The sequence below is a fragment of the Hyalangium gracile genome (genome assembly GCF_020103725.1).
Classification (GTDB): domain Bacteria; phylum Myxococcota; class Myxococcia; order Myxococcales; family Myxococcaceae; genus Hyalangium; species Hyalangium gracile.
On sequence record NZ_JAHXBG010000023.1, the window covers coordinates 12,726 to 37,608 of the forward strand.

The 24,883-nt window shown below is 70.8% G+C and carries 17 protein-coding genes; 8 read left to right on the plus strand and 9 right to left on the minus strand.

Annotated elements, in window-relative coordinates:
* Window position 1: 1 nt before the first annotated feature.
* Entirely contained in the window at window positions 2-1,636 is a 1,635-nt protein-coding gene (locus KY572_RS35065) for a hypothetical protein (protein ID WP_224248040.1), read from the minus strand.
* A 361-nt stretch (window positions 1,637-1,997) separates the two neighbouring features.
* On the opposite strand from KY572_RS35065, the gene KY572_RS35070 reads away from it, so the two are divergent.
* A complete protein-coding gene (locus tag KY572_RS35070; protein ID WP_224248041.1) occupies window positions 1,998-5,717 on the plus strand; it encodes a serine/threonine-protein kinase in 3,720 nt (1,239 codons plus the stop codon).
* Window positions 5,718-5,732: 15 nt separating this feature from the next.
* Here KY572_RS35070 and KY572_RS35075 read toward each other — a convergent pair whose 3' ends face one another.
* The gene (locus tag KY572_RS35075; RefSeq protein WP_224248042.1) at window positions 5,733-6,218 is read right to left on the minus strand and encodes a hypothetical protein; all 486 of its coding nucleotides are present in this window, start codon (window positions 6,216-6,218) and stop codon (window positions 5,733-5,735) included.
* 94 nt (window positions 6,219-6,312) lie between these two features.
* Here KY572_RS35075 and KY572_RS35080 point away from each other — a divergent pair, with 94 nt between their 5' ends.
* The 5 genes from KY572_RS35080 (at window position 6,313) to KY572_RS35100 (ending at window position 9,657) form a co-directional block, all read left to right on the plus strand.
* Entirely contained in the window at window positions 6,313-6,960 is a 648-nt protein-coding gene (locus tag KY572_RS35080; RefSeq protein WP_224248043.1) for a hypothetical protein, read from the plus strand.
* A 58-nt stretch (window positions 6,961-7,018) separates the two neighbouring features.
* Complete coding sequence (locus KY572_RS35085; RefSeq protein WP_224248044.1) at window positions 7,019-8,215, plus strand: acetyl-CoA C-acetyltransferase; 1,197 nt, start codon at window positions 7,019-7,021, stop codon at window positions 8,213-8,215.
* A 27-nt stretch (window positions 8,216-8,242) separates the two neighbouring features.
* A complete protein-coding gene (locus KY572_RS35090; protein WP_224248045.1) occupies window positions 8,243-8,461 on the plus strand; it encodes a hypothetical protein in 219 nt (72 codons plus the stop codon).
* A 96-nt stretch (window positions 8,462-8,557) separates the two neighbouring features.
* Entirely contained in the window at window positions 8,558-8,755 is a 198-nt protein-coding gene (locus KY572_RS35095; protein WP_224248046.1) for a hypothetical protein, read from the plus strand.
* A gap of 218 nt (window positions 8,756-8,973) precedes the next feature.
* Window positions 8,974-9,657: a DUF1751 domain-containing protein gene (locus tag KY572_RS35100; protein WP_317987942.1), complete on the plus strand. Its 684-nt coding sequence runs from the start codon at window positions 8,974-8,976 to the stop codon at window positions 9,655-9,657.
* A gap of 36 nt (window positions 9,658-9,693) precedes the next feature.
* Here KY572_RS35100 and KY572_RS35105 read toward each other — a convergent pair whose 3' ends face one another.
* Window positions 9,694-11,334, minus strand: a complete 1,641-nt coding sequence (locus KY572_RS35105; protein ID WP_224248048.1) for a sigma-54-dependent Fis family transcriptional regulator — start codon at window positions 11,332-11,334, stop codon at window positions 9,694-9,696.
* 267 nt (window positions 11,335-11,601) lie between these two features.
* Between KY572_RS35105 and KY572_RS35110 the strand changes: the two genes are divergently transcribed.
* Window positions 11,602-12,225, plus strand: a complete 624-nt coding sequence (locus KY572_RS35110) for a YceI family protein (protein ID WP_224248049.1) — start codon at window positions 11,602-11,604, stop codon at window positions 12,223-12,225.
* Between the two features lie 246 nt (window positions 12,226-12,471).
* Here the strand turns inward: KY572_RS35110 and KY572_RS35115 are convergent, their stop codons facing one another.
* The 3 genes from KY572_RS35115 to KY572_RS35125 all read right to left on the minus strand — a co-directional run bounded on the left by KY572_RS35115 (window position 12,472) and on the right by KY572_RS35125 (window position 19,809).
* A complete protein-coding gene (locus KY572_RS35115; RefSeq protein WP_224248050.1) occupies window positions 12,472-17,028 on the minus strand; it encodes a DUF6982 domain-containing protein in 4,557 nt (1,518 codons plus the stop codon).
* A 136-nt stretch (window positions 17,029-17,164) separates the two neighbouring features.
* The gene (locus tag KY572_RS35120; RefSeq protein WP_224248051.1) at window positions 17,165-18,541 is read right to left on the minus strand and encodes a peptidase MA family metallohydrolase; all 1,377 of its coding nucleotides are present in this window, start codon (window positions 18,539-18,541) and stop codon (window positions 17,165-17,167) included.
* A gap of 50 nt (window positions 18,542-18,591) precedes the next feature.
* The gene (locus tag KY572_RS35125; RefSeq protein ID WP_224248052.1) at window positions 18,592-19,809 is read right to left on the minus strand and encodes a threonine ammonia-lyase; all 1,218 of its coding nucleotides are present in this window, start codon (window positions 19,807-19,809) and stop codon (window positions 18,592-18,594) included.
* Window positions 19,810-20,022: 213 nt separating this feature from the next.
* Between KY572_RS35125 and KY572_RS35130 the strand changes: the two genes are divergently transcribed.
* Window positions 20,023-22,497 carry a PAS domain-containing sensor histidine kinase gene (locus KY572_RS35130; protein ID WP_224248053.1) on the plus strand — a complete coding sequence of 825 codons (2,475 nt, stop codon included), beginning with the start codon at window positions 20,023-20,025 and terminating at the stop codon, window positions 22,495-22,497.
* A gap of 3 nt (window positions 22,498-22,500) precedes the next feature.
* Here the strand turns inward: KY572_RS35130 and KY572_RS35135 are convergent, their stop codons facing one another.
* The 3 genes from KY572_RS35135 to KY572_RS35145 form a co-directional block, all read right to left on the minus strand.
* Entirely contained in the window at window positions 22,501-23,091 is a 591-nt protein-coding gene (locus KY572_RS35135) for a hypothetical protein (RefSeq protein WP_224248054.1), read from the minus strand.
* The gene (locus tag KY572_RS35140) at window positions 23,088-23,465 is read right to left on the minus strand and encodes a hypothetical protein (protein ID WP_224248055.1); all 378 of its coding nucleotides are present in this window, start codon (window positions 23,463-23,465) and stop codon (window positions 23,088-23,090) included. Before KY572_RS35140 ends, KY572_RS35135 begins: the two co-directional genes overlap by 4 nt.
* A 145-nt stretch (window positions 23,466-23,610) precedes the next feature.
* A complete protein-coding gene (locus tag KY572_RS35145) occupies window positions 23,611-24,840 on the minus strand; it encodes a Glu/Leu/Phe/Val family dehydrogenase (RefSeq protein ID WP_224248056.1) in 1,230 nt (409 codons plus the stop codon).
* Window positions 24,841-24,883 lie beyond the last annotated feature (43 nt).

Here is a 24,883-nt window from a genome sequence, read left to right on the forward strand (position 1 = left end):
CTCAGGGGTTCGAGAGCGTGCCTTCGAGGCGACCCGTTCTCCCCGCGCGATCGAGCGCCTGCGCCAGATCGAGCGGCGAGCGCGACGCCAGGATCTCGAGGAACTGCTGCGGGCCCGGCGGAGGCGAGTCGAGCGGCCGTCCGAGGTGATCCGTGTTGAGCCGCCTTCTCAGCTGGTCGAACTGCTCGCGCGTGAAGCTCAAGGAGACGTCCCTCTGGGGCTCGCGGGGCTGCCCACGGGCGACCTCCTCCCCGAACGCGCGCTGGAGCAACTGGCGGGTGAGCGGATCCGCGGCGTTGAGGCGCACCCGGTACTCGGAACCGTCCTGCCCATTCTCGCCGCGCGTCGTCTCGGAGACCTGTACCTGTCCATCCGGCACGCCCACGGTGCGCTCGCGCTCCACGTTGCCGTCGGCGCCCGTCCTGCGCACGTCCTGGCGGAAGAACGTGGGCGAGCGGCCCTCCTGCTTGTCGCTGGTCCCGGCCGTGATGGCTTCCGCGCTGCCGAGCACACCTCGCTCGTAGCGGCTGACATCGCGGCGCTCGACCGAGAGCACGCCCTGACCGGCCTCGGTGGGCACCTCGAGGCTCTGGGTGAAACGCTGGTAGGCCTCGCGGCCCTCGGGCGTGGAGATGTCGAACCGTGCGGAGCGCTCCTCCCGCTCGGTGCGGACGTGATCCATGCCCGCGCGGGCCTCGGCGGAGAACACACCGCCCACGGCCCTGAGCGGCCCGCCCAGGCTCGCCCCCAGCCGCGCCGTGTCGGTGGTGCGCGTCTCGTCGATGCGCGTGGCCGTCACCACGTTCCCTTCGCGGCGGATGCGCACCTCGGAGGCGAGGCCCTGCTCCTGAGCACGATCGCCACCAACGGCCACGACACCCACGGGCGCTTCGACGCCGGTCTGTCCCTTCCCGGCCCGCTCGCCTCGGATGCGCAGCTCGCCGCCCTCGGGCAGATGCTCCGGAGAAGTCAGCGCGAGATGGTTGGTGGGGGGCTGACCCGGCGCCGCGCCTCGGGGAGTGCGAAGCTCGACCGAGACCTGCCGGCTGCCTTCGGACTCATGGCTGATACCGACCCGGCCCGAGAGCTTTCCGCTTGTCATGCCGCGCGCCTCCAGCGTCTGCCGCTGGACCGTCTCGTCGCCGTCCTGGGCGACGCGCTGGGTGGAGCGCTCGCGGGCCTCGCCTTGCAGCTCGGCGCGCCCGCGGGTGGCGCCCACACGAGGGCCCTGCGCCGTGTCACGGCCCGTGTCGGGCGTGAACTGGTTGAGCTGGCCGGTGGCGGCTCCGACCGCGTCGCGCAGCACCTCGTTCAGCTCTTCTCTCCGCTCGGAGGGCGGAACAGGCCCGACCCTGGCGGCGGGAGCGGTCGCCGGCGCACGCGCTGGAGCGGCGCCAGTTGGGGGCGCGAGTACCGGACCGTCCGTGACGGGGCGATCGAAGCCGTCCCGTGTCAGCGCGGGTGTCCCCACCCGGGCAGTCTGCTCGGCGGGCTCGGTGGGAGCCGTAGGGCCTTGGACCCTCGCAGCCCAGGCCGCTTCCATCTGCGCCTGGGCCTCCTGCGCGCGGCGCACGCGATCGAGTGGGCTACCGTCATCACGGCCAATGGGAGCGGTGGGATCATTGTTCGCGGACATTCCACGACCTTACCCGGAGCCCCTCGGCCCCGGAAACGGGCGCTCGCTGACCGAGCAGGCGGCAGCCGCGGTTTCACGTGACGCACCTCGCCAAGACCAGCCGTCGGAGCGGGCGCCCGCCGCTCCGAGCATGACCCGGGAGGGCGGCTCGATGGCTTGCGCCGACCCTGTCGACTCAAGGAAGCTCAAGCCGTTGGAGGCATTCCGGAAAGATCTCCCATTCCCTCGCGGACACCCTACACAGCAGGTAGGATTGGATCCGCAAAGTCCGCATGAGCAGAATGTGTCGGATACACTGAGAGCCTGATAGTTCTCCTCCCTTTCCTGCATCCCCGTGACCAGCCCTACGCCTCGGCTCCCGATGAGCGACGAAGACAAGACTTCAGTCCTCGACGAGCGTAGCCGGCCCTCGAGTGCCCTGGTGGAGGAGCGCTCTCGCACCCCCATCTCCATCCCCAACGTCCGGTCCAATGATCGCCGGTCGCTGGAGCTGGGCACCCTGGTCCACGGGCGCTACCGCATCGAGCGGGTGCTGGGAGAGGGCGGCATGGGCCGCATCTGGCTGGCCGAGGACCTCCAGGAGCTGCGCCAGGTGGCCCTCAAGGAGATGCAGGTCCCCGACGGCCTGAGCCCCTCGAAGGTGGAAGAGCTGGTGCTGATGTTCCGGCACGAGTTCTTCGCCATGACGAAGCTCCAGCACCCCGGCACCCTCAAGGTCTTCGACTGTGGGATGACCGAGTCCGGCAACCGCTACATCGCCATGGAGGTGGTGGGCGGCAAGGACCTGAGCACCGTCGCCCGCGAGCAGACGCTCGACACGCGGACGCTCTACCGCATCCTGATCCAGATGGCCCAGGTGCTGGCCTTCATCCATGCGCGCCTCTACGTGCACTGCGACATCAAGGCCAGCAACGTGCGCATCATGGAGGACGGCACCATCAAGCTGATGGACTTCGGCGTGATGCACCAGCTGGGCACGCCGAGCCCCGGCAAGCTCAAGGGCACCCTGGAGTACATGGCCCCCGAGTGGCAGCGCGGCGCCAACATCGACGGGCGCGCCGACCTGTACTCGCTGGGCGTGATGGCCTACTTCCTCGCCACGCGCCGGCTGCCCTTCAAGCGCCAGAGCCCCGCCGCGCTCCTGGCCGACCACCTCACCCGGCCCCCGCCCAAGCCCTCGACCATCTGTCCGGTGGACCCGGCCCTGGAGGAGATCATCCTCCTGCTGCTGGCCAAGGACCCCAGGGACCGGTTCCAGAACGCGGGCGAGCTGCTCGAGGCGCTCTGCCGCGCCAGCGGAGAGCCGCTCCCCGAGGAGCCGCTGTCCGCCCGCGCCAGCTACCTGCACGTGCCCGAGGTCGTCGGCCGCGAGTCGGAGCTGGAGCAGCTCATGAACTCGCTGGCCGAGGCCGACTGGGGCCAGTCTCGCGCCGTGCTCCTCGGGGCCCCGGCCGGCGTGGGCAAGTCCCGGCTGCTCCAGGAGTTCGAGCTCCAGGCCAAGCTCGCGGAGATCGCCTTCGGCATGGGCCAGTGCCGCGCCGAGGGGCTCGCGCCGCTGGCTCCGCTCACCCAGGCGCTGCGCAGCCTCGTGCCGCTCACGCCCCAGGAGCTGACCGAGCGCCTGGGGCCGCTGCTCAGCCGGCTGGTGCCCTCGCTCGCCGCGGGGCCGGTGCCTGCCTTCAAGGATGCGGGCGCCGAGCAGATCGCCATCTTCAGCGCCCTCACCGAGTGGCTGCAGGAGGTGGCCCAGCGCCACACCTTCGTCCTCTGCTTCGAGGACCTGCAGTGGGCGGACGCCGCCACGCTCGAGGTGCTCAACGTCATCATCCGGGCGCTGCACCACACGCGCGGCATGGTGGTGGGCTCGTACCGCTCCGACGCGCTGAGCCGGTTGAGCCTCGCCTTCCAGACCGTGGACGAGGGGCTCACCTGGCGCCTGGACCTGGCCCCGCTGTCCGCCCGCCACGTGGAGACGCTGGTGCAGCTGGCGCTCCCGGGGCTGCAGGTGCCTCCGGACTTCGTCACGCGGCTGCACGCCATCACCGCCGGCAACGCCTTCTTCGCCACCGAGTGTCTGCGCGCGCTGGTGGAGGAGGGGGCGCTGCGGCGGCTGGGCGGCCGGTGGATGGCCATGAGCGATCTGGCCACGCGCAAGCTGCCGCCCACCATCGAGCAGGCCGTGCTGGAGCGCCTGGCCGCAGCGCCGCCGGATCGCGTGGCGCTCTTGCGGCGGCTGGCTCCCGCCGGGCGCAGCCTGGAGCTGCCGATGGTGCGCGCCCTGGCCGGGATGATCGAGGTGGATCTGTTCCAGGCGCTGGACGACCTGGTCGCGCGGCAGTTCCTCCAGGTCATCGAGGCGCGCTACGTCTTCACCCACGACACCGTCCACCAGGCCGTCTACGACAGCACCCCGGAGCAGATGCGCAAGGCGTACCACGGGCGCGTCGCCGAGGTGCTCCAGTCGTTCCGGCACGACAACCCGCACGTGGACCGGATGGTGGGCTACCACTTCGCCCGCTCCACCCAGCCGCGGCGCGCCATCGAGCCGCTGATGCGCGCGGGCCAGGCCGCCATCGGGGCCCAGGCCCTGCTGGACGCCACGCACTTCCTGAAGGAGGCCGCGGAGCTGCTCGAGCTGGAGCCCCGCACCCCCGAGCGCGTGGGGCAGATCATCCGCACCTGGGCCACCCTCATCGAGGTGGGCTACACGAGCGATCCGCCCACCACGCTCACCTACGCCGAGAAGCTCTTCCAGTACTGGGCGGACACGGTGGACCTGGAGGCCGGCCGCAGGGAGGCGCTGGAGCAGCTCGACGCGGCCCGCACCGCGCCCCAGCCCGAGCACGCCGAGCTGCTGCGCCAGGTGTTCCGCGAGATTCCCATCGCGGCGGAGATGGCGCCGGTGGACGTCTTCTGGAAGAAGGCGGAGCTGCAGATCCTCCAGAGCATCGCCATGGCCATCATGGGCCGCACCGAGGACTTCCAGGCGCTGCTGGAGCGCGTGGAGCATGAGCACCCGGTGGACTCGCCCTACCGCGCCGGAGCCCTCATCGCCCGCGCGGCGCTCAGCTCGCACACCGGGCAGTTCGCCGGCGTGCTCAAGGCCCAGCGCGAGCAGGTGGAGCGGCTGCGCGCCTTCCGCGTCTCGGTGGAGCGCCCCTCACCCCGGCTGGCGTGGGCCCTGGGCATGGGGTGCTACTTCCTCAACATGGTCCGCGGCCTGCGCGGCGAGCCGCTCGACGCCGAGGCCACCCAGGATGGCTTCGAGCTGGCCGAGACGTTCGGCTTCACGGACATCCGCATCTACCACCTGTTCACGCAGATCGTCCGCGCCTCCTTCACCGGGGACGCCACGGCGCTGGCGCCGGTGCTCGTGGAGAAGCAGGAGCTCATCCGCCGGCTGGGCAACCCGCGCCTGCCCGAGCGCAACCTCGCCATCTACACGCCGCCCTACTACCTGGAGCGCGGCGAGCTGGATCAGCTGGAGGTGGTGCTCGCCCGAGGCCAGACGCTGGCCAAGGTGCTGCCGGGCGATCGGTGGCTGCAGCTCTATGTCCAGGCGTACTCGGCCTGCCGGGACGTGCTCGCCAATGACGCGGCCGCCGCGCGCGAGTCCCTGCCTCGGGCCCTCACGCTGGCGCACTCCGGGGAGTTCCGCATGGAGACGCTGGTGCGCGTCTACCAGTCGCGCTTCGAGCGGGCCCAGGGCCGCGAGGCCGCCGCGCTCGAGGCCGCCGAGGAGGCGCTGGCGCGCGCGCTCAATCCGGAGATGGAGAACCCCTTCGACGAGATCCTCGCCCGCCGGGCCCTGGCGCCGCTGGTGCCCGTCGACGAGGGCATGGCGCACCTGAACCGCGCGCTCGCGCTGGCGGCGGAGTCTCGCAACGTGCTGCAGCAGGGCCTGGTGAACCTGGGCCTGGCCGAGCTGTTGCTGCCGCGCTCGCCGATGGAGGCCTCGCGCGTGCTGGACGCGGCGGAGCGCCTGTTCAACGCGGCGCGCGCCCCCTTCTGGCTCTCGCGCATCTCCAGCCTGCGCGAGGAAGTGATGCACAAGCTCGGGCTGCTCCGGCCGACGGCGTAGCGCCTTCGGGGTGCCTCAGGCGTCCCGGTACCGCAGCCCCAGCCGCGTCAGGTGCGCGGCTCCCAGCCGCACGGGCGCGGAGTGGTAGCTCACGACGTACACGTCCACTCCCTCCGCCACGGGCAGCAGGGCCAGGCCTCCCAGGTGCACGGCCCGGGCGTTGGCCTCGTCGCTGAGCTGCGGCAGCGGCATGTCCCGCCCCCGGCCTTCGCGCAGCGCGCGGCGCCAGGGCGCCACCAGGCTCGAGCTGGACGGGGCGCGCTCCTCGGTGGCCACCAGCCCCAGCGTGTCCAGGTCCGTCAGGGACAGGTGCACCGGATCCGCGTGGTAGTCCCAGACGAGCACCTCCAGCTCCGGCGGATGCGCACGAAACTCGAGCTCGTCCTTGCGGACCAGCGGCGGCTCCGAGGGCGGCGGGCGACCCGTCATGGGAGGCGGCTCCTCGGGGGTGAGGCGTCGGGTGGAGCGATCATGGAACGCGTTCAAGGTACTATCGGTCATACATGGCCTCCGGCCGTTTCATCCAGTGGACCGTGGACGGGGCCGGGCCCCGTCGCTACGGTGGGGAGATGGCCTCGATGCGCGGAGCCCGCCCATGAACGTCCTCGTCCAGCTGGCGACCGCGGTCGCGGGCCTGGGGCTCGCGGTGATGCTCCTGGTGCTCAACTTCTGGCGCGCCATCCTCTTTCTGTTCCCCTCTCGCGTCCGCGTGGAGCCGGATGCGCCCGGCGACCAGATGGAGCTGCCCGCGGAGCTCGTCCCCGTCGCCGAACAGCTTCGGGCCATCGGCTTCATCCCGCTCGGCAGTCATGAGGAGAAGCCGCTGCTGCGGCGCACCAGCGTCTCTTATGACTATGCGCACCCGGCCGAGCGCGTCTTCGCCACGCTCCACATGGGCCCTCACGACACGCCGCGTCTCTACCTGCTCACGCCCCTGGCGCCCGAGGGCTTCGTCATCACCGCCGGCTATCGGCGTCCGGCGCTCGACATTCCCGGCCGCTACCGCTCCGGTGGACTGGAGGACGCCTCGCCCGAGCGCCTCTTCCGCGCCCACCTCAAGCGGCTGGATGGTTTGAGCCCCACGGGAGAGTTCACCTGGGAAGGCCGCGTGGAAGCCGGGCGTTCATGGTACCGAGGGCTCGGACAGAGGGAGATCCGCAGACAGAACCTGCCCGGCTTGTTGTGGACGGTGGCGGCGCTTGCCATCGTCGCCAGCGCCTTTCTCGGCGGGCGTGCCCGTTGAAGGGATTCAGAGGTCACGTTAAGGAGCCTTCGTTCCCGGTCCCGGAGCCGCATTTCCCATGAAGAGCGTTTCGAAGAGCGAAGAGATCTATTTCCTGTCCGGCAAGCGCACCCCGTTTGGCACCTATGGGGGCGGCCTGAAGGACCTGAGCGCCACGGAGCTGGCCGTGGAGTCGGCCAAGGCGGCGCTCGCGCAGGCGCAGGTGTCCCCCGAGCAGATCCAGCACGTGGTGTACGGCAACGTCGTGCAGACGAGCGCGGACGCCATCTACCTGCCGCGGCACGTGGGGCTGCGCTCGGGGGTGCCGGTGCCGGTGCCGGCGCTGGGGGTGAACCGGCTGTGCGGCTCGGGCTTCCAGGCCTTCGTCACCGCCGCGGAGCTGATGCTCACCGAGCAGGCCTCGTGCGTGCTGGCCGGCGGCACCGAGTCCATGAGCCAGGCGCCCCACGTCATCCGCGGCGCGCGCTGGGGCATCCCCCTGGGCAAGGGTGGCCTCGAGGACATGCTGTGGAGCGCGCTGACGGACAGCTACACCGGTCAGGCCATGGCGCTCACCGCCGAGCAGCTCGCGGTGGACTACCAGCTCTCCCAGGACGCGGTGGACGAGTACGCGGTGCTGACGCAGAAGCGCTTCGCCGCGGCCCAGGAGGCAGGCCGCCTCCAGGACGAGATTTCGCCCGTCACCCTCAAGGGCAAGAAGGGCGAGACGGTGTTCGGCAAGGACGAGCACAACCGCCCGGACACCACCGTGGAGAGCCTGCGCAAGCTGCCCAAGGTCTTCAAGAAGGACGGCGTGGTGCACGCGGGCGCCGCCAGCGGCATCTGCGACGGCGCCGGCTCCATGGTGATGGCCACGCGCTCCTTCGTGGACAAGCACGGGCTGAAGCCGCTGGGCCGGCTCGTCAACTGGGGCATCTCCGGGTGTGAGCCGAAGCTCATGGGCATTGGCCCCGCGCCGGCCATCCGCCGGCTGCTGGAGCGCGCCGAGTGCAAGCTGGGGGACGTGGAGCTGTTCGAGGTGAACGAGGCGTTCGCGCCCCAGTACCTGGCGGTGGAGAAGGAGCTGGGGCTGCCACGCGCCCAGACGAACGTCAACGGGGGAGCCATCGCGGTGGGACACCCGCTCGGCGCCTCGGGGGCGCGGCTCACCATGACGCTGCTCTATGAACTGAAGCGCCGGGGTGCCCGCTATGGTATCGGTTCGGCGTGCATCGGCGGCGGCCAGGGAATCGCCGTCCTGGTCGAGGCGCTCTGAGCAACAGACTTCCAATCGGGACATGAGATGAGCAACGAGGTGGATGCCAAGACGGCCCGCGAGCGGGCCAAGCAGATCGCCGAGCAGCGCCGGGCGGAGCGCCGCAACCGCAAGCGCAAGTGTGTGGTGTGTGGGGTGGAGGAGAGCGACAAGACGCCGCTGGGGCCCCACCCGGATGGCATCGGGCCGTCCTGCAAGGACGAGGTCTCCTGCCAGCAGCGCCGGGCGGCGGCCGCCATCCGCTGAGGCCGGGGCCTCTACCAGAAAACCCCGCGCCGTTTCTTGCTCGGGGTGTAGACTCGGGTTAAACCTGCGGAATCTCTGGTTTAAACGAGGGTCGGAATGGGGCTTATCAACTTCACGGGAGTCAAGGTGTTCTCCACCACACTCGCGCGCGATCGCGAGAACATGGGCGAGAACATCACCAAGTGGCTCAAGGAGAACCCCAACGTGGAGGTGGTGGACAAGGTGGTGACGCAGTCCTCCGACAAGGAGTTCCACTGTCTGACCATCACGCTCTTCTACAAGTTCAGGAGCTGAGCCGCTCGCCTCACTGACAGACAGGCGACACAAGGAGGGCGCTCTCCCGGGACCGGGGTGGGCGCCCTTCACCATTTCGGGCGATGAATGGCTGACGAAGTGGTTGCGAAGTGGCTCGGCTTCCACCACCTTTGGACGGCTCGGCCTTCGAGCGCGGAGGAGTACGGATGCGACCGGTGCGCAGATCAGGTGGAGGAGGGTTCGGGGGGATTCCGGGGGTGGAGTCCACCGCTGCCAAGCTGGCGATTGCCATGGTGGCGGGCTCGGTGCTGTACCTGCTGACGCGGGGAGGCGGCGGGGGGCTGCTGCTGCTGTCGCCCCGCTCGCTCGGGGGCTTCCTCTGGCAGCCCTTCACCTACGGCTTCATCGAGACCAGCCCGCTGGGCATCCTCTTCGGCGGCCTCATCATCTGGAGCATCGGTGGGTGGCTGGAGGGCGTGTGGGGCTCCCGGCGGATGCTGATGCTGGCGGTGGGCTGCACGGTGGCGGCCGGCTTCCTCACCTCGCTGGCCATGTTCATCCTGCCGCCGCTGGAGATCGGCTACGCGGGCGGCACGGTGATGGCGTCCATCCTCTGGGTGGCCTACGGGCTCGTCATCGGGCGGGGGCAGACGAACTTCTGGGGCATTCCCCTGTCGGGCAATGCCTTCGCGGGCATCGGCGCGGGCTTCGTGGCGCTGGGCATCCTCACCACGGGAGGCAGCCCCCTGGTGGGCTTGCTGGCCCACCTGCCGGAGGTCATCGGCCTGCTGCTCGCGCTCGGCTACGTGAAGGGCGGCAGCCCGCGGGGGCTGTGGCTGCACTTCAACCACTGGCGCCTGCAGCGCCAGCTCCGGGGGCGCTCTCGCAACCTGCGCGTCGTCTCCTCCGAGCGTCCGAGCAACGATCGGTTCCTCAACTGAGCGGGGAGGGGGCCTGGTCAGCGGGCCCCCCGCCCGTCAGTTCGGGGCCTCGGGGTGCCCGTACTGCTTGAGCTTGCGGTAGAGCGTGGCCAGGCCGATGTCGAGCTGCTCCGCGGTGCGTGAGCGGTTGCCGCCGTTGCGCGCCAGCACCGCGAAGATGTACTCGCGCTCCATGTCCTCCAGCGTCCGCGGCGTGGCCCCCGGCAGGAAGCTGGGCGGCGCGGCGCGGACCTCCTCGGGCAGGTCCTCCCGCTCCACGCGGGTGCCCTCGCACAGCGCCACGGCGCGCTCGATGGCATTGCCCAGCTCGCGCACGTTACCCGGCCACGCGTAGCGCAGCAGCTGATCGGCCGCCTCGGGGGAGAAGGACATCACCCGGCGCCCCAGCCGCTCCGTGGCCTCGACGAGCAGCAGGCGCGCCAGCGGGAGGATGTCCTCGCGCCGCTCTCGCAGCGGTGGCACCCGCAGCTCGATGACGCGAAGCCGGTAGTAGAGGTCCTGCCGGAAGCGGCCCCCGTTCACCTCCTCGAGCAGGTGGCGGTTGGTGGCGGCCACCACGCGCACATCCACCTTGCGGCTCTGGTTCTCTCCCACGCGCCGCACCTCCTTCTCCTGCAGCGCGCGCAGCAGCTTGGCCTGCATCGCCGGGGGCACCTCGCCCACCTCGTCCAGGAAGAGGGTGCCGCCGCTGGCCGCCTCGAACAGGCCCGGGCGATCATGCGTGGCGCCGGTGAAGGCGCCCTTGGCGTGGCCGAACAGCTCGCTCTCCAGGAGGCTCTCGGTGACGGCCGCGCAGTTGACGGCCACGAAGGCCTTGTGCACCCGGCCGGACTCGTCGTGGATGAGCCGGGCGATGCGCTCCTTGCCCACGCCGCTCTCGCCCGTGATCAGCACCGTGGAGTCCACCTTCGCCGCCCGGCGCGCCAGCCCGAGCACCCGCTTCATCTCCTCGGTGCGCGCCACCAGGCCGGACGGATCCTCCGTGGTGCCCGTCACCCGCGCCAGCGTCCGCCGCTTCTGCCGCAGCTTCAGCTCGGCCTGCTTGAGCGCGTCCGTCACCTCTCCGAGCATGCCCTCCATGCACTGGGTCTCGAAGAAGCGCAGCGCCTCCACGCAGTCCGGGCCCCACTCCTCGGCCGGCTTGCCGACGATCTGGCAGATGGCGTCCCCCTTCCCGACGCAGCGTGTCTCCAGGCAGTAGATCTGCTTGCCGTGGCAGAAGCTCATGTACCCGCTGGCGAACCCCGTGAGGCTCCAGCACACCGGCTGGTCCGCCCGGCCCAGGTGCAAGAGGTGCTGCTCGGCCTCGTAGGACTCGCGCCACTGGGCCTCGGCGAAGGGGGGAGGCCCATCCTCCGGGCGCCGCTCCACCGGCTCGAACATCACCTGTCCCTGGAGGGTATGCAGCCGGCCGCCCGCCCGGCGCCACGCTGACTCGTCCGGCCAGGGGAAGGCCGTCTTCATCGCCTCGGCCGTGCGCCAGCCGTGCGCGTAGCCCATCCGCGTCAGGATGCCGCGCGCCGCCGTCATCCCCAGGGTTCCAATCAGCTCCTTGCGCAGCAGCCCCAGCGCCACCGCGTCCATCAGCAGCGCCCGCTGTCCCGCGAAGTGGATGAGGCCGCCCGCGGGCTCGAAGGTCAGCAGCTCCCGCAGGTCCAGCTCCAGTCGCCCCGCCATGACTCCGCTCCTTCCAGAACGATGCGACTGACTATCAATTTGAGAGCCTCCCTGCACCTTGAAGTGGCGGGGCGTACGTGATTTCAAGCACTTGGGGTGTTTGGAAACTGGCGCGGCTGTTGCTATTCCTCGCCCCAACAAAGGGATTCGTCCTCGGAGATGCCCTCACCGAGGAAGGCCTGGTCCATCGTCTCGAGGGTTTTCACCACGCGACCCGCCCTGGAATGGCGGCACGTCGCGCATCCGAACCGCAGTCTGGAGGAAGTCATGAAGACGCTGTGGAAGTCCGCCATCGCCGCCGTGGTCCTCGCCGCCCCCTCGCTCGCGCTGGCCGCCAACTACACGATTGATACGTCCCACTCGTCCGCCAACTTCACCATCAAGCACATGATGGTCTCGAACGTGAAGGGCAACTTCAGCAACGTGACCGGCACCGTCAACGTGGACGACAAGGACATCACCAAGTCCACCGTCGAGGCCACCATCGACGCCACCACCATCAACACCAACGATGCGAAGCGCGACGGCCACCTGAAGAGCCCGGACTTCTTCGACGTGGCGAAGTACCCGACCATCACCTTCAAGTCGAAGAAGGTGGAGAAGGCGGGCGACAACAAGCTCAAGGTCACCGGCGACCTGTCCATGCACGGCGTGACCAAGGAGGTCGTCCTGGATGTGGATGGCCCCACCAAGGAGGTCAAGAACCCGTTCAGCGGCACGCCGACCGCGGGCCTGACCGCGACCACCAAGATCAACCGCAAGGACTACGGGCTGAACTGGAACAAGGCCCTGGAGGCCGGTGGCGTGCTGGTCGGTGACGAGGTGGCCGTGACGCTCGAGATCGAGCTGGCCCGCAAGGACGCCGCTCCCACCGCGAAGACCACCAAGTAGTTCCCGTCCGCACCTGGGTGCGGGCTGACGGAGGGGCCTCGGCGAACGAGGCCCCTCTTTTCATTGCGGGGTGGCACGACGCACACACCGCCCCCGAGTCCCACCGCCTCCTGGGCAGGTGCCCGTGTCGGGCCCGAGCGCCACGGACTGGTATGCCTGTCATACCAGTTCGCGGCAAATCCGGCCGACAGGGAGGGGGAGCCTGCCTTCGCTGCCTGCCCCCTGACTCGGCTTCCCTGAAGAGGGCTAGCCCTCGGCGACGGCCTGGACGCTGGAGCGGTAGACGAAGATCCGCGCGGTGTTGGTGCGGTTGTCGGCCGGGATGAGGAAGAAGCCCTGGCCGCCGTCCTTGAAGTCCTGCGAGAAGCCCGCGACCTGGCGGCCGTCGTTGAAGGTGACGCGGATCTTCTGCCCCGCGGCCTGCGGCAGGCGCGCACCGGCCGGGAGCATGAAGAAGATGGCCTTCACGCGCTTGCCGGGGATGCGCTCCGGGGTGAAGCCGGTCTGCTGCTCGAGCGCGATGGCCTCGTCCAGGAGATCCACGTCGCGGATGATGCCGCGCTTCACCTGGCCTTCCACGGTGTGGATGATGACGCGGTGCTCGCCCTCCACGAAGCAGGAGCGTGGGCCCGCCTCCGAGGGCGCCAGGGGCGCACCCTTCGGCTCGAAGAGCGGCGCCTCCTCGATGGCGATGGCGGCCTCGGTCTGAGCCGCCGCGCGAGGAGGGGCAGGAGGCAGCGCCACGGGAGCCGCCGCGGCGGCCCGAGCGGGCGGAGGCGGGGGCGCGGCCGGGGGCAGCGGGACCGCGGCGTTCATGGACGGCATGCCCGGGGCGGGGCGTGCGCCTCCCGGAGAGGGCAGGGGCACGGCCACGGCAGGCGGACGGGCCGTCGGAGGAGGCGGTGGCGGCACCACCACCGCGCCCGCGTGCGTGGCCGGGGACGATGGCACCCGAGCCGCTGCGGGCGCGGGAGGCGGCATCGGCACGGCGGCCGCGGACGGAGGCTTGGGGATGGCCACGGGCGCCCGGGCCGGAGCCGGCGGGGGAGGCGGGAGGGCCACCGCCGCCACGGGGCTGGGAGGCGGCATCGGGACGGGGGCCGGAGCGGCCTCCTCCGTGAACTCCACCTCGCCGATGTCCATGACGGGCAGCTCCTCGCTGGCGCTCGCCGCGGGGGGCGGGGGCGGAGGCGCGTCGTCGAAGCTGACGTCGATGCTCGGCTCGGGCTCGGCGGCCTCGATGGGCGGTGCCGGGGGCGCGTCATCGAAGCTGACGTCGATGCTCGGCTCGGGCTCGGCGGCCTCGACGGGCGGCGGAGGAGCGCTCCGGGCGATGCCCCGTTCCGGCTCGGAGAGGTTCTGCATCGGCGAGCCGAAGGCCGTGAGGTCCGCCGGGTAGTGCTGCTGCTGGCTACCGGCGCCCAGATCGTCCATCGGCGCGGCGAAGGGGCTGGGACCCGCGGGCCACTGGTCGCGGGGCGCGTACTCGTTCTCCTGCTCGGCGGAGAGCTTGGCGATCTCCGAGGTGGCGCCGAACACGTCACGCGCGGGCGGATCCTTGATCCATTCGGGCTCGGGCTCGGCCCACTCCGCGCGCTCGGGCTCCTGCGGCGCGGGTGGCGCCTCGGCGGGCTGCGCGGACCACTCCTGCGCGGGCTCCACGGGCGTGGCCTCCCAGCCCTGCGTCGGGGCCGGGGGCGGCGAGCCCTGCCAGTTCGTGTCCTCGGCGGGCGTGGCGGACCACTCGGCCTGGGCAGCGGGCTCGGGCTGCGCTTCCCAGGGCTGCCCCGGCTCCTCGGGAGTCGCCTCGAGGACCGGCTGAGCCTCTTCCTGCGCCGACGCGCTCCACTCGGGGGTGGCCTGAGGCTCGGGCGTCGGGCTCCAGTCGGTGCTCGCGCTGGCTTCAGGCGTCGGGCTCCAGTCGGAGGTGGTGCTCGTCTCGGGCGTGGCGCTCCACTCCGGCGGGGCGTTCGCCTCGGGCGCGGCGCCCCACTCGGGCGTGGCGCTCGTGTCGGGAGCGGCGCCCCACTCGGGCGTGGCGTTCGCCTCGGGCGAGGTGGTCCAGTCGGAGGAGGCAGCCGAAGACCCAGGCTCGGCCCAGGGGTTCTCCGGCGCGGGGGCCGGAGCGCCCCACTCGGGCGCCATGTCCGTGGTGGGAGGAGCGGAGCGAGATGTCTCCAGCCAGTCGGGCTGAGCGCCCTCGGAAGGAGCGGCCCAGTCCGTCGCGGGCGCGGCCTCGCTGGTGGAGGCCTGCATGCTCGCGGCGGGCGGCTCGCTGCCGGCCTCGGGACTGGCCCAGTCCGTCGAGGTCTCGTAGCTCACCATGGCCGCGGCGGGCGGGCCGGCCTCGACCGAGGCCTCCGTGAGCTCGATGACGTCGCCGCCAGACTCCTGCGAAGGCTCGGGAGAGAGCTCGAGCGATCTGCCCGAGGCCTCCCACGCGCTGCCCTCGGTCGCGCTCGGGACGAGGTCCGCGTTGGTCGCGAGCGGGACGGCCTCCTCGGGGCTGCCGGAGAGGTCCACGTCCTCGAGGGGAGCATGGGCGCGGGCAGCCTCCGCCGCGGCCTCCTGCGGAGCGGACGTCTCCCAGGGAGGCGATGCCTCGCTGGCGCTGGCGGTGGGCTGCGAGGACTCGACGGCATCCTCGGTGAGCTCGATGGTGTCCGCCTGGAGATCCGGCCCGACCTGCACCGGACGGAGCTCGAGCGACGGAGGCTCGATGCTGGCCGAGAGGGGCGGTGCCGAGGGCTCGGGCTCGACCTCGGCGCCGAGATCGGCCACGTCGAAGGTGGGCGCCTCTTCCGGGACGGGGGCCGCGGCGGGAGCAGCAGGGGCCTGCTCGGCAGCGGCGGCGGGGGGCGGAGACACCTCCGCGCCCAGCTCCATCTCGAACTCGGAGACCTCGAGCGTCGGCTGCTCGGCGCTGGCGGAGGCCTGCGGCTGCGCGGGGGGCTCCTCCTCGATGGCAGTCGCCTCGAAGACCGGCGTGCTGTCGGGGCTCTCCGCCGACTGGTCCTGCTCCATCGCCGGCGGCGCGACGGGCTGGGCGGGCGCGGTCGCCGCAGGAGCCGATGCCGCGTCGTCGAACATGTCCTCGGAGGTGAGGGAGATCTCCTCCGCGGCCTCGAAGACAGGCTCGGCGGGCATGGCCGCCACGGGCGCGGCCTCGAGCGTCGGCTGAGGCTGGGGGCTCACGGGCTCCGCCGCCGTGTCCACGGCGAGCGGCGCGGAGTTCCAGGAGTCCGTCTCGGAGGAGAGGGGCTCCGCGGTGAGCTCCGGCTGGCTCTCGGGCAGCGCGGTCTCGAGCGTCGGAGCGGAAGGCGGCTCCGGCTGCACATCGTCCAGCGACAGCTCCTCGACCGGCATGGCCGTGAGAGGCTGCGGCTCGGCTTGGGGCTCGGGCAGAGGCTCGGGCTGCGGAGCGGCCTCCTCGGCGATCTCGGAGAAGGAGGTCTCCAGCACGACGTCCGAGGCGGGCTGAGGCTCGGCCTGGGCGGGAGCCGACTGTTCCGCGAAGGGCGCCGAGGGCGCGGGCTCTGGCTCGGCGTCGGGCTCGATCAGCGAGACGTCGTCCGCCTCCAGCTCGATGGCGTCCGCGGCCTCCTCGGCCGGGAGCTCGGGCAGATCGCTCTCGGGAGCGGGCTGGGCCTCGAGGTGGGCCTCCGGCGCGATGCTGGCCGCTGGGAACTCGGAGACGGGAGCCTCCGCGGGCTGCGCCGGAGACACCTGGACGTCGCTGTTCAGGTCCGCGAAGGAGGAGTCCGGAGCGCTCTCCGGCTCCACGCTCTCCACATCCGTCACTTCGTCGGCGGAGACCTCGACGACGTCATCCGCCTCGGCCTGCGGCACGGCGTCCTGCTCGGCCTGGCCCCCGGAGAGAGCCTCGACGGGAGCGGGAGCGGTCTCGGGCGGAGTGCTCCAGGCGGACGAGCCGCTCAGCGAGCTGAAGTCGACCTCTTCCGCCGCGGGCTGGGCCGTCTCCGGCGCGGCGGCGGGAGCCGGCTGCTCATACGCTCCTTCGGACGCAGCAGGCCAGGCCGGCTCCGCCGGAGTCTGCTCCGGGTAGTACGGCTGCTCGTAGCCAGCGGCGTAGGCCTGGTTGGGGTCCGCCGGGTACGGCGACTGCTGGCCCTGGGTCGCGTAGCCCGGGGCGGCATAGGCGGCCTGGGTCGGATCGTAGCCCTGCTCGGCGGCGTAGCCCTGGTTGGCGTCGTAGCCCGGAGTGGCGGCGTAGCCCTGGTTGGCGTCGTAGCCCTGGGTGGGATAGGCGCCGTAGCCCTGCGCCTGGTTGGGATCGTAGCCCTGCGCCTGATTCGGATCGTAGCCCTGCGCCTGGTTGGCGTCGTAGCCCTGGGCGGGATAGGCGCCGTAGGCCGGGTTGGGAGCGTACGCCTGGTTCGGGTCGTAGCCCTGGGCATAGCCCTGGTTCGGGTCATAGCCCTGCTGGGGATAGCCAGCGGGGTAGGCGTACCACTGGCCATCCGCGCCGTAGTAGCCCTGGGGCTGAGGCGGATAGGCCGGCGCCGGGGAGGGGTACCACTGGCCGTCCGTGCCGTAGTAGCCCTGGGGCTGCTGGGGGTAGCCGGCGGGGTAGGCGTACCACTGGCCATCCGCGCCGTAGTAGCCCTGGGGCTGCTGAGGGTAGGCCTCGGCCGGAGGGGGCTCCTGGATCGGCGCGTCCTGGACTCCCAGGAGTCCACGCAGCTCGTTCCAGCGAGCCTCCTCTACTGGGGAAAGGCTCCCCATCTTCCGCTTCTCATCGAGGAAGCGGAACTCTCTCATCGCCGCGCGCGTGTCGGACATCCGTCCACCTTGCTACGGGGGGTAAGGCGTAAGCGGTGCGAGGTTCCCGCCATAACGCCCGAAGCGCAAATTTGGAGGCGAGAGTGTAGGAGAGTCTCATCAACCGGTAAACGGACCAGAATGGCTCGATCGGCCGCTACCTGTGGGAGAGGGCCGATTTCACCTCCTCGTCCAGCTTTGCCACATCCATGTCGTAGTGGGACTGGAGCGCCTTCTCGAAGGGCGTGCCCTGGCCCACCTCGCGGATGAGGGCGAGCAGGCGAGGGGCCCCTCCCCGGCGCATCAGCTCGCGGACGGCCACGGCGGAGGTGGCATAGGCCATGGTGGGGTCCGAGCTCTGGATGAGCGCGCCCTGGGCCAGGCTCTTGAGGCTGGGGAGCCTGCCGCCGCGCGCCGCGCTGCGCAGCGCGTTGCCGATGAGGACGGGCGGGCCGTCGCCGCCGAGGTAGCGCCACTCGACGTACTCGGCCAGGCCCTCGTTGAGCCAGGTAGGGAGCTGGTGGTCGGCGCCGCCGCAGAAGTCGTCCACGGCGGAGTGCACGTACTCGTGCACGAGGGTGGCCTTGGTCTGCTGGGTGAGCTCGGCGGCATCGTTGATGCGCATGGCGCCGTCCGAGTAGAGGCCGGCGGCGGCGCGGGCCAGCGAGGCGCCCTGGTGGGTGCGGAACTCCTCGCGGGTATAGAGGATGACGTCCACGGGGGACTCGCGCGCCTCGCCGAGGATGTCGCGGGTGTGCTCGTAGGCCTCCTCCAGCGTGGCGATGACGCGGCCCTCGTACTCGGCGCGCTGGCCGAAGTCGCGGTTGTTGTTGAAGTACTTCACCACGAAGCGCCGGTTGGAGCGGGTGCGCATGCCGTCCGAGCTCACGCCGGACTCGTAGGTGAGGCTGGCCGAGCGCGTGTCGCCCTCGTCCCGGGCGATGGCGGGCCGCGACCTGCCGCCGGAGGGGCCGTCCTCGCCGCTCATGCGCCGCTCGAGGCTCTCGGCCTGGGCGCGCGCCTGGGTGTCCTCGGCGGAGAGGCTTCTGGCCTTCTGGATCAGCTTCTTCGCCTCGGCGGCCTGGGGAGAGCGGGGCGGCACCTTGCCGAGCGCCTCCGCCGCGCCGGCTCCGTCCTTCTCCGCGAGCAGCAGCTTGCCCAGCTCCAGGCCGAAGGCGCCCTCCTTGGGGTAGGTGGCCAGGCCCTTGCGCAGCGCCTCCTCGGCGGCGCCGCGCTGATCCGTGGCGAGCGCCGCGCGAGCCAGGCAGCGCAGTCCGCCCGCGGTCTCCTCGAAGGCCACGGCGCGCTCGCCCAGCGAGTACGCCATCACCGCGTCGTTGCCCACCAGCGCCTCGCAGCCCTTGAGCAGGGGCCCGGCGATGGCCTTGCGCTCGGCCTCCGGGTAGCCCTTGGGGTCCGCCGAGGAGTAGGTGAGGTACAGGTCCTCCCACGCCTTGCTCTTGGCGAGCTGCTGGGCCTTCTGGGCCGAAGGAGGCGAGGCGGTGAGGAGGAGGGCGAGGAGGAGGGCGCTCATGCCCACCCAGTATGGCCGAGCCCCGGTGCGGCGTTGAAGGGCCCCTGGGGCTACGTCTCCTCGGCCACCTGCCAGCCCTGGCGGCTGAGCGCGTCGATCAGCTCCTGGATGTGGGGACGGCCGGTGGTCTCCAGCGTCACCTCCACCATGACTTCCCCCAGGCTCGCCTTGGAGAAGGCGCGGTTGTGGTGGATCTCCACGATGTTGGCGCGCTGCTCGGCGATCTGCGAGGTGAGGCCGGCGAGCATGCCGGGGCGATCCGGCATGCGCACCTCCAGCCGCACCAGGCGCCCGGCCTTCACGAGGCCCCGCTCGATGATGCGGCTGATGACGTTCATGTCGATGTTGCCGCCGCCCAGCAGGACGACCACCTTCTTGTCGTTGGCCGCCGGGATGTGGTTGTTGATGAGCGCGGCGATGCCCACCGCGCCGGCGCCCTCCACCACGCTCTTCTCCTGCTCCAGCATCACCAGGATGGCGTTGGAGATCTCCTCGTCGTCCACGGTGACGACGTCGTCCACGTACTTGCGCACCATGGAGAAGGTGAGCTCGCCGGGCCTGCGCACCGCGATGCCGTCCGCGATGGTGGCGCCCGCGGGCAGCTCCACCACGTGCCCCGCCTGGAGCGAGGCCTTCATGCTTCCGAGCGCCTGCGTCTGCACGCCCACCACCTGGATGCGCGGGTTGGTCTCCTTGAGCGCGCAGGCGATGCCGGAGATGAGCCCGCCGCCGCCGATGGGCACCACCACCATGTCCATGAAGGGCGTCTGCTCCAGCAGCTCCAGGCCGATGGTGCCCTGGCCGGCGATGACCTGCGCGTCATTGAAGGGGTGGACGAAGACGAGGTTCTGCTCCTTCTGGATGCGCAGGGCCTCGGCGTAGGCCTCGTCGAAGTTGGCGCCCTGGAGGACGACGTGGGCGCCGTACTCGTCGCGGGTGCGCGTCACCTTGATGAGCGGGGTGCGCTCGGGCATGACGATGGTGGCCTTCACTCCCAGCTTGCGGGCGTGGTAGGCGAGCCCCTGCGCGTGGTTGCCCGCCGAGGCCGCGATGACGCCCCGTGCCTTCTCCTCGGCGCTCAGGGTGAGCAGCTTGTTGAGCGCGCCGCGCTCCTTGAAGGCGCCCGTGTGCTGCAGGTTCTCCATCTTGAACCAGATGGCCGAGCAGCCGGTCCGCTCGGTGAAGTAGTCCGAGGCCTCACAGGGCGTGGGACGGATGGCGCCACGGATGCGCTCTCGCGCGGCGAGGATGTCCTGGAGTTTCACCATTGCCCGGCCCCATAGCGGATGCGGGGCGGGTGGGAAAGGGGGAGGGCGTGTACGGGACGTTGGAGATGCAAGCAGGACGACCCCTCGGCAGATGGGTTCACGGTGCAGCCCGTGTTACTGACAGGGAAGGGCGTGGCTCACGCTGTCATGCACGTCCTCAGCGAGGAGCCCATGGTGCGAGTTCAAGACGGAATGACCGGTTCGGAGGCCTCCGTGCGTCCTGCCAACCGGAAGCACCCCGGGCCGCTCCAGGAAGTGCTGGCGGAGTTGGCCGATCCGGTGGGGCTGCTCGACGGCTTGTTCCTTCACTCGCCCGTGCCCTACAGCCTCTTCACGGCGGACGGGCACTGTCTGCTCACCAACCCTGCGTACCGGGCGATGTTCGGCCGGGAGCCGCCCGCGTCGTACAGCGTCTTCGAGGACGAGGTGCTCGAGCGGCTGGGCGTCGCCGCGCTGTTTCGCCAGGCCTTCCAGGGGGAGACGGTGGAGACGCCGGTCTTCTGGTACGACCCGAAGGAGCTGGGGCACGTCCAGGTGCCGGACGCGCGACGGGCGGCCATCTCCTGTACCTGCTTCCCCCTGAAGACGCAGGAGGGGGAGATCCGCCACGTGGTGATCGCCTACAAGGACGTGACGGCGGAGTGGACGGTGCGGGACGTGGAGCAGGAGCGGCTGAAGCTGGTCCTCAAGGCGGGAGGCCTGGGGCACTGGGAGCTGGATCTGCGGACGCAGCGGCTCACGGTCTCCGAGGGCTGCAAGGCCAACTTCGGGCTGCCGTCGGACGCGGACCTGTCGTCGTACGAGCGGCTGCGTGCCTGCATCCACCCGGAGGATCGCTCCGCCATGGAGGAGGCGGTGGGGCGCTCCATCTCCCGCGGGGAGGACTACTCCGCGGAGTATCGCGTCGTCACCCCCGAGGGAGGGACTCGCTGGGTGGTGGCGCGCGGGCAGGTGGTCCACGCGGAGGACGCCACCCCGGTGGGGATGATGGGCGTCACGGTGGACATCACCGAGCTCAAGAAGACGCAGCGCGACCGTGAGCAGCTGGTGAAGGAGCTGGGCGAGGAGCGCGCGCGGCTCCGGGCCGTGCTGGACAACATCCCGGCCGGGGTGCTGCTGGCGGAGGCTCCTACCGGGCGCATCGTCCTGGGCAACGCGCAGGTCGAGCGCATCCTGCGCCACCCGGTGCTCCATTCGCCGAGCGTGGAGGAGTATGGCGAGTGGGTGGGCTACCACCCGGATGGACGGCGGGTGGACGGGAGCGAGTGGCCGCTGGCGCGGGCGCTCCGGGGCGAGACGGTGCCGGCGGAGCGCTTCCTCTACCAGCGAGGGGACGGCACCCAGGGGTGGATCCGCGTGGAGGGCGCACCCATCCGCCACGAGGGGCGCATCACGGGGGGCGTCATCGCCTTCTATGACATCCAGCAGGAGCGGCGTGCCGAGGAGCGGCTGAGGGCGCTGGCGGACACGTCGACGGCGCTGGCGCAGGCCTCGACGGACTTCAGCACCGCGCTGGAGGATCTGGCGCGGCTGGCCAGCGAGTCGCTGGGGGAGTGCTGCGTGCTGACGCTGGTGGACGAGGAGCGGCAGGTGCTCGACATCGTGGCCTCGTACCACCCGGAGCCCGAGGCCCGGCGGCTGCTCAAGGCCACGATGCACGACTCCTATGACAACGAGGGAGGGCCGGCCATGCGGGTGGTGAGGACAGGCCAGCCCATACTCCTGGCCCGAGTTCCCCAGGAGGGGCTGCTCGAGTCCCTGGTTCCCGAGGCGCGCCCGTTCACGGAGCGCTATGGCCTGCACAGCGTGCTCATCGTGCCGCTGCGGGCCCAGGGGGCCGTCATCGGGACGCTGGGCGTCTCACGCGGGCGAGCCGACTGGCCCTATACGGTGGAGGACCAGGAGTTCCTGCAGGAGATGGCGGACCGGGCGGGGCTGGCCATCCAGAACGTGCGGCTGCTCAAGACGGCCCAGCAGGCCGTGCAGCTGCGGGACGACTTCCTCTCCATCGCCAGCCATGAGCTGAAGACGCCGCTCACGCCGTTGAGCCTCAAGCTCCAGGTCATGGCGCGGCTGGTGAGCTCCGAGCAGGGCGAGGAGCTGACCCAGCGGCTGGGGAGAGACCTGGATGGGATGCGCCGGCAGGTGAGGCGCCTGTCGGACCTGATCAGCGACCTGCTGGACGTGGCGCGCATCAGCGGTGGACGCCTGAGGCTGGAGCTCGATCAGGTGGACCTGGCGAGTCTGGTGCGCGAGGTCTCCGCGCGGTTCGAGGCGGAGGCGGAGCGAGCGGGAGGGAGGCTGCAGGTGTACGTGGAGGCGCCGCTGGTGGGGCGCTGGGATCGCCTGAGGCTGGAGCAGGTGGTGACGAACCTGCTGTCCAATGCCCTCAAGTACGGCCCGGGCAAGCCCATCCACGTGCGCGCGGAGCTGCACGGGGAGCGCGCCCGGCTGACGGTGAGGGACGAGGGGATTGGCATCGACGCTCCGCACCTGGCGCGCATCTTCGAGAAGTTCGAGCGCGCGGTGTCGGATCGCCACTACGGAGGCCTGGGGCTGGGGCTCTACATCACCCGGCAGATCGTCCGGGCGCTGGGAGGGGCCATCGGTGTGGAGAGCGAGCTCGAGCGGGGCTCCACCTTCACCGTGGAGCTCCCGCTGCGAGGCCCGGAGGCGCCGCGCCCCTGAGCCTCATGGACTCTCCGGCCTGGGGGGCCCCTCTGAAGCTCCACCCGTGGGAACCCCCGCATCTGGAGAGTGCGGTGAGGATCGCTCGGCGCGGATGCGCACCCGAGCGACGTTCCTGACGTCGAGTGCATGGTACGCAACCTCGGCTTCGACGCACTGAGGGCTCGGCTGCCGCGTGGCGTGCTCGGCGAAGAGAAGGATGCGGACCTCCTTGCCGTACCAGAAGCCGGGCTCGAGAAGCAGGATGTCCTCGTCCCGGCGGGCTGGCGCCAGGACGTCCATGATGACGTAGGGGAGCGCGGCTCCTGTATCGCAGGCCACGACGGAGTCCACCGTCAGGTCGATGCTCTCGATGAGGCGCTTGTCGATGCGGAGCTCGGCCTCGAGGGGGCTGAGCAGCAGGCGGCCACGGAGGCTCTCTCCGTCATAGGAGGGCTCCTGCAGCTCCAGGCGGGCTCGCTTGAACGCTCCATCGACAGTCCGAGTGCTCTGCCCTGCGTCGCTCGTGTTCGTCGGGGCGTGAGAGAAGAAGGGCAGGCCTTTGCAACCTGCAAGCACCAGGAAGAGTGCGGCCAGCAGAGGAGACAGACTCAATCGCATGGCAGGTTCCCATCATCCCCAGGCACGCCAAGTCCCTGGTTGTGGCGCCATCCGCACGAGTGCGCCAGCTCGTGAACCATGGCCTTGGCCCGGCAGTCGCGTGAAGCGGGCTGCTCACACCAGTTGATCTCGCTCGAGGGGTTGTCACACGAGGTGGGACGATCGGAGAACCTCACGACATAACCCAGCGCGACGATGCCCTCGCTGCTCTGCGCCTTGCAGAGCTTCTGGATCTCCGCGCTCCCGCAGTTGATCTTGACCCCCGAGCATTGCAGCTCCACGCACGTCCTGAGGCAGTCATGCGTGATGGCCTGAGCGGCCGCCTGGCACTCCTCCACGGTGGGGAGCTCGCGGCAGGTGGAGCTCATGGGTGTTCCCGGGTGAACACAGCTGATCCAGGGCAGCAGCGCCACGGGCACAGCGAGCCACGCACGGAGGGGGCTCCACCCCGCTCGGCCGCCATGGGCTCTCCGCATCGCGCTCAAGGTGACCCGGGCGGGGATGGAAGCGCGGTCAGATGCCGCGCATCACCGTGGCCTTGCCCACCCGGCCGATGGCGAGGATGAAGGCCGCGGTGCGCAGCGGCACCTTGCGCGAGCGGGCAATCTGCGTCACCCGCTCGTAGCTCTCCTTCACGGTGCGCTCCAGCTCGGCGTTCACCCGATCCTCTTCCCACGACATGTGCTGGAGGTTCTGCACCCACTCGAAGTAGCTGACGGTGACGCCGCCGACGCTGGCCAGGATGTCCGGCACCACGAGGATGCCGCGCTTCTCCAGCAGCTCGTCCGCCTCGGGCGTGGTGGGGCCATTGGCGCCCTCGATGACCAGCCGCGCCCGCACGGCGGTGGCGTTCTCCTTGGTGAGCACGTGGCCGAGCGCTGCGGGGATGAGCACCTCGCAGTCCGCCGTCAGCACCTCCTCGTTGGAGCAGGCCTGGCCCCCGGCGTAGCCCGTCACCGTGCCGGTGCGCTGCACGTGCTCGAAGAGGTTGGGGATGTCCAGCCCCTGCGGGTTGCGCACCCCGCCCAGCACGTCGGACACCGCCACCACCACCGCCCCGTCCTCCCAGAGCAGCCGCGCGATGTGGCTGCCCACGTTGCCGAAGCCCTGGATGGAGAAGCGCGTGCCCTTCATCGGCAGGTGCACGTCCCGGAGGATCTCCCGGCAGATGTAGAGCAGCCCGCGCCCGGTGGCCGCCTCACGGCCCTTGGAGCCGTACAGCTCCAGCGGCTTGCCCGTCACCACCGCCGGCGAGTGCCCGTGGTAGCGCGAGTACTGGTCCATGATCCACGCCATCACCTGGGGGTTGGTGTTGACGTCCGGCGCCAGGATGTCCCGCGTGGGGCCAATCACGTCCTGCACCTGATCCACGTACTTGCGCGTCAGGCGCTCCAGCTCCTTGAGGCTGAGCTGGGACGGATCGCACGTGATGCCGCCCTTGGCGCCGCCGTAGGGCAGGTGCGCCACCGCCGTCTTCCACGTCATCAGCGAGGCCATGGAGGCGCACTCGTGCTGATCGAGCTTCGCGTGGTAGCGCAGGCCGCCCTTCATGGGGCCGCGGCTGTTGTCGTGCTGGATGCGGTAGCCGGTGAAGGTGCGGATCTCCCCGGAGTCCATCTCGATGGAGACCTGCACCTTCACTTCGCGCAAGGGTGTGGCGAGCAACGTCTCGATGGGAGTGCCCACATCCATGATGCGGGCGGCCTTGCGGAAGTAGTAGTTGGTCTCCTCGACGGCGTTCATGAGCGCGACCTTAACAGATGGGGTGCGCTACCATAGGAAACGG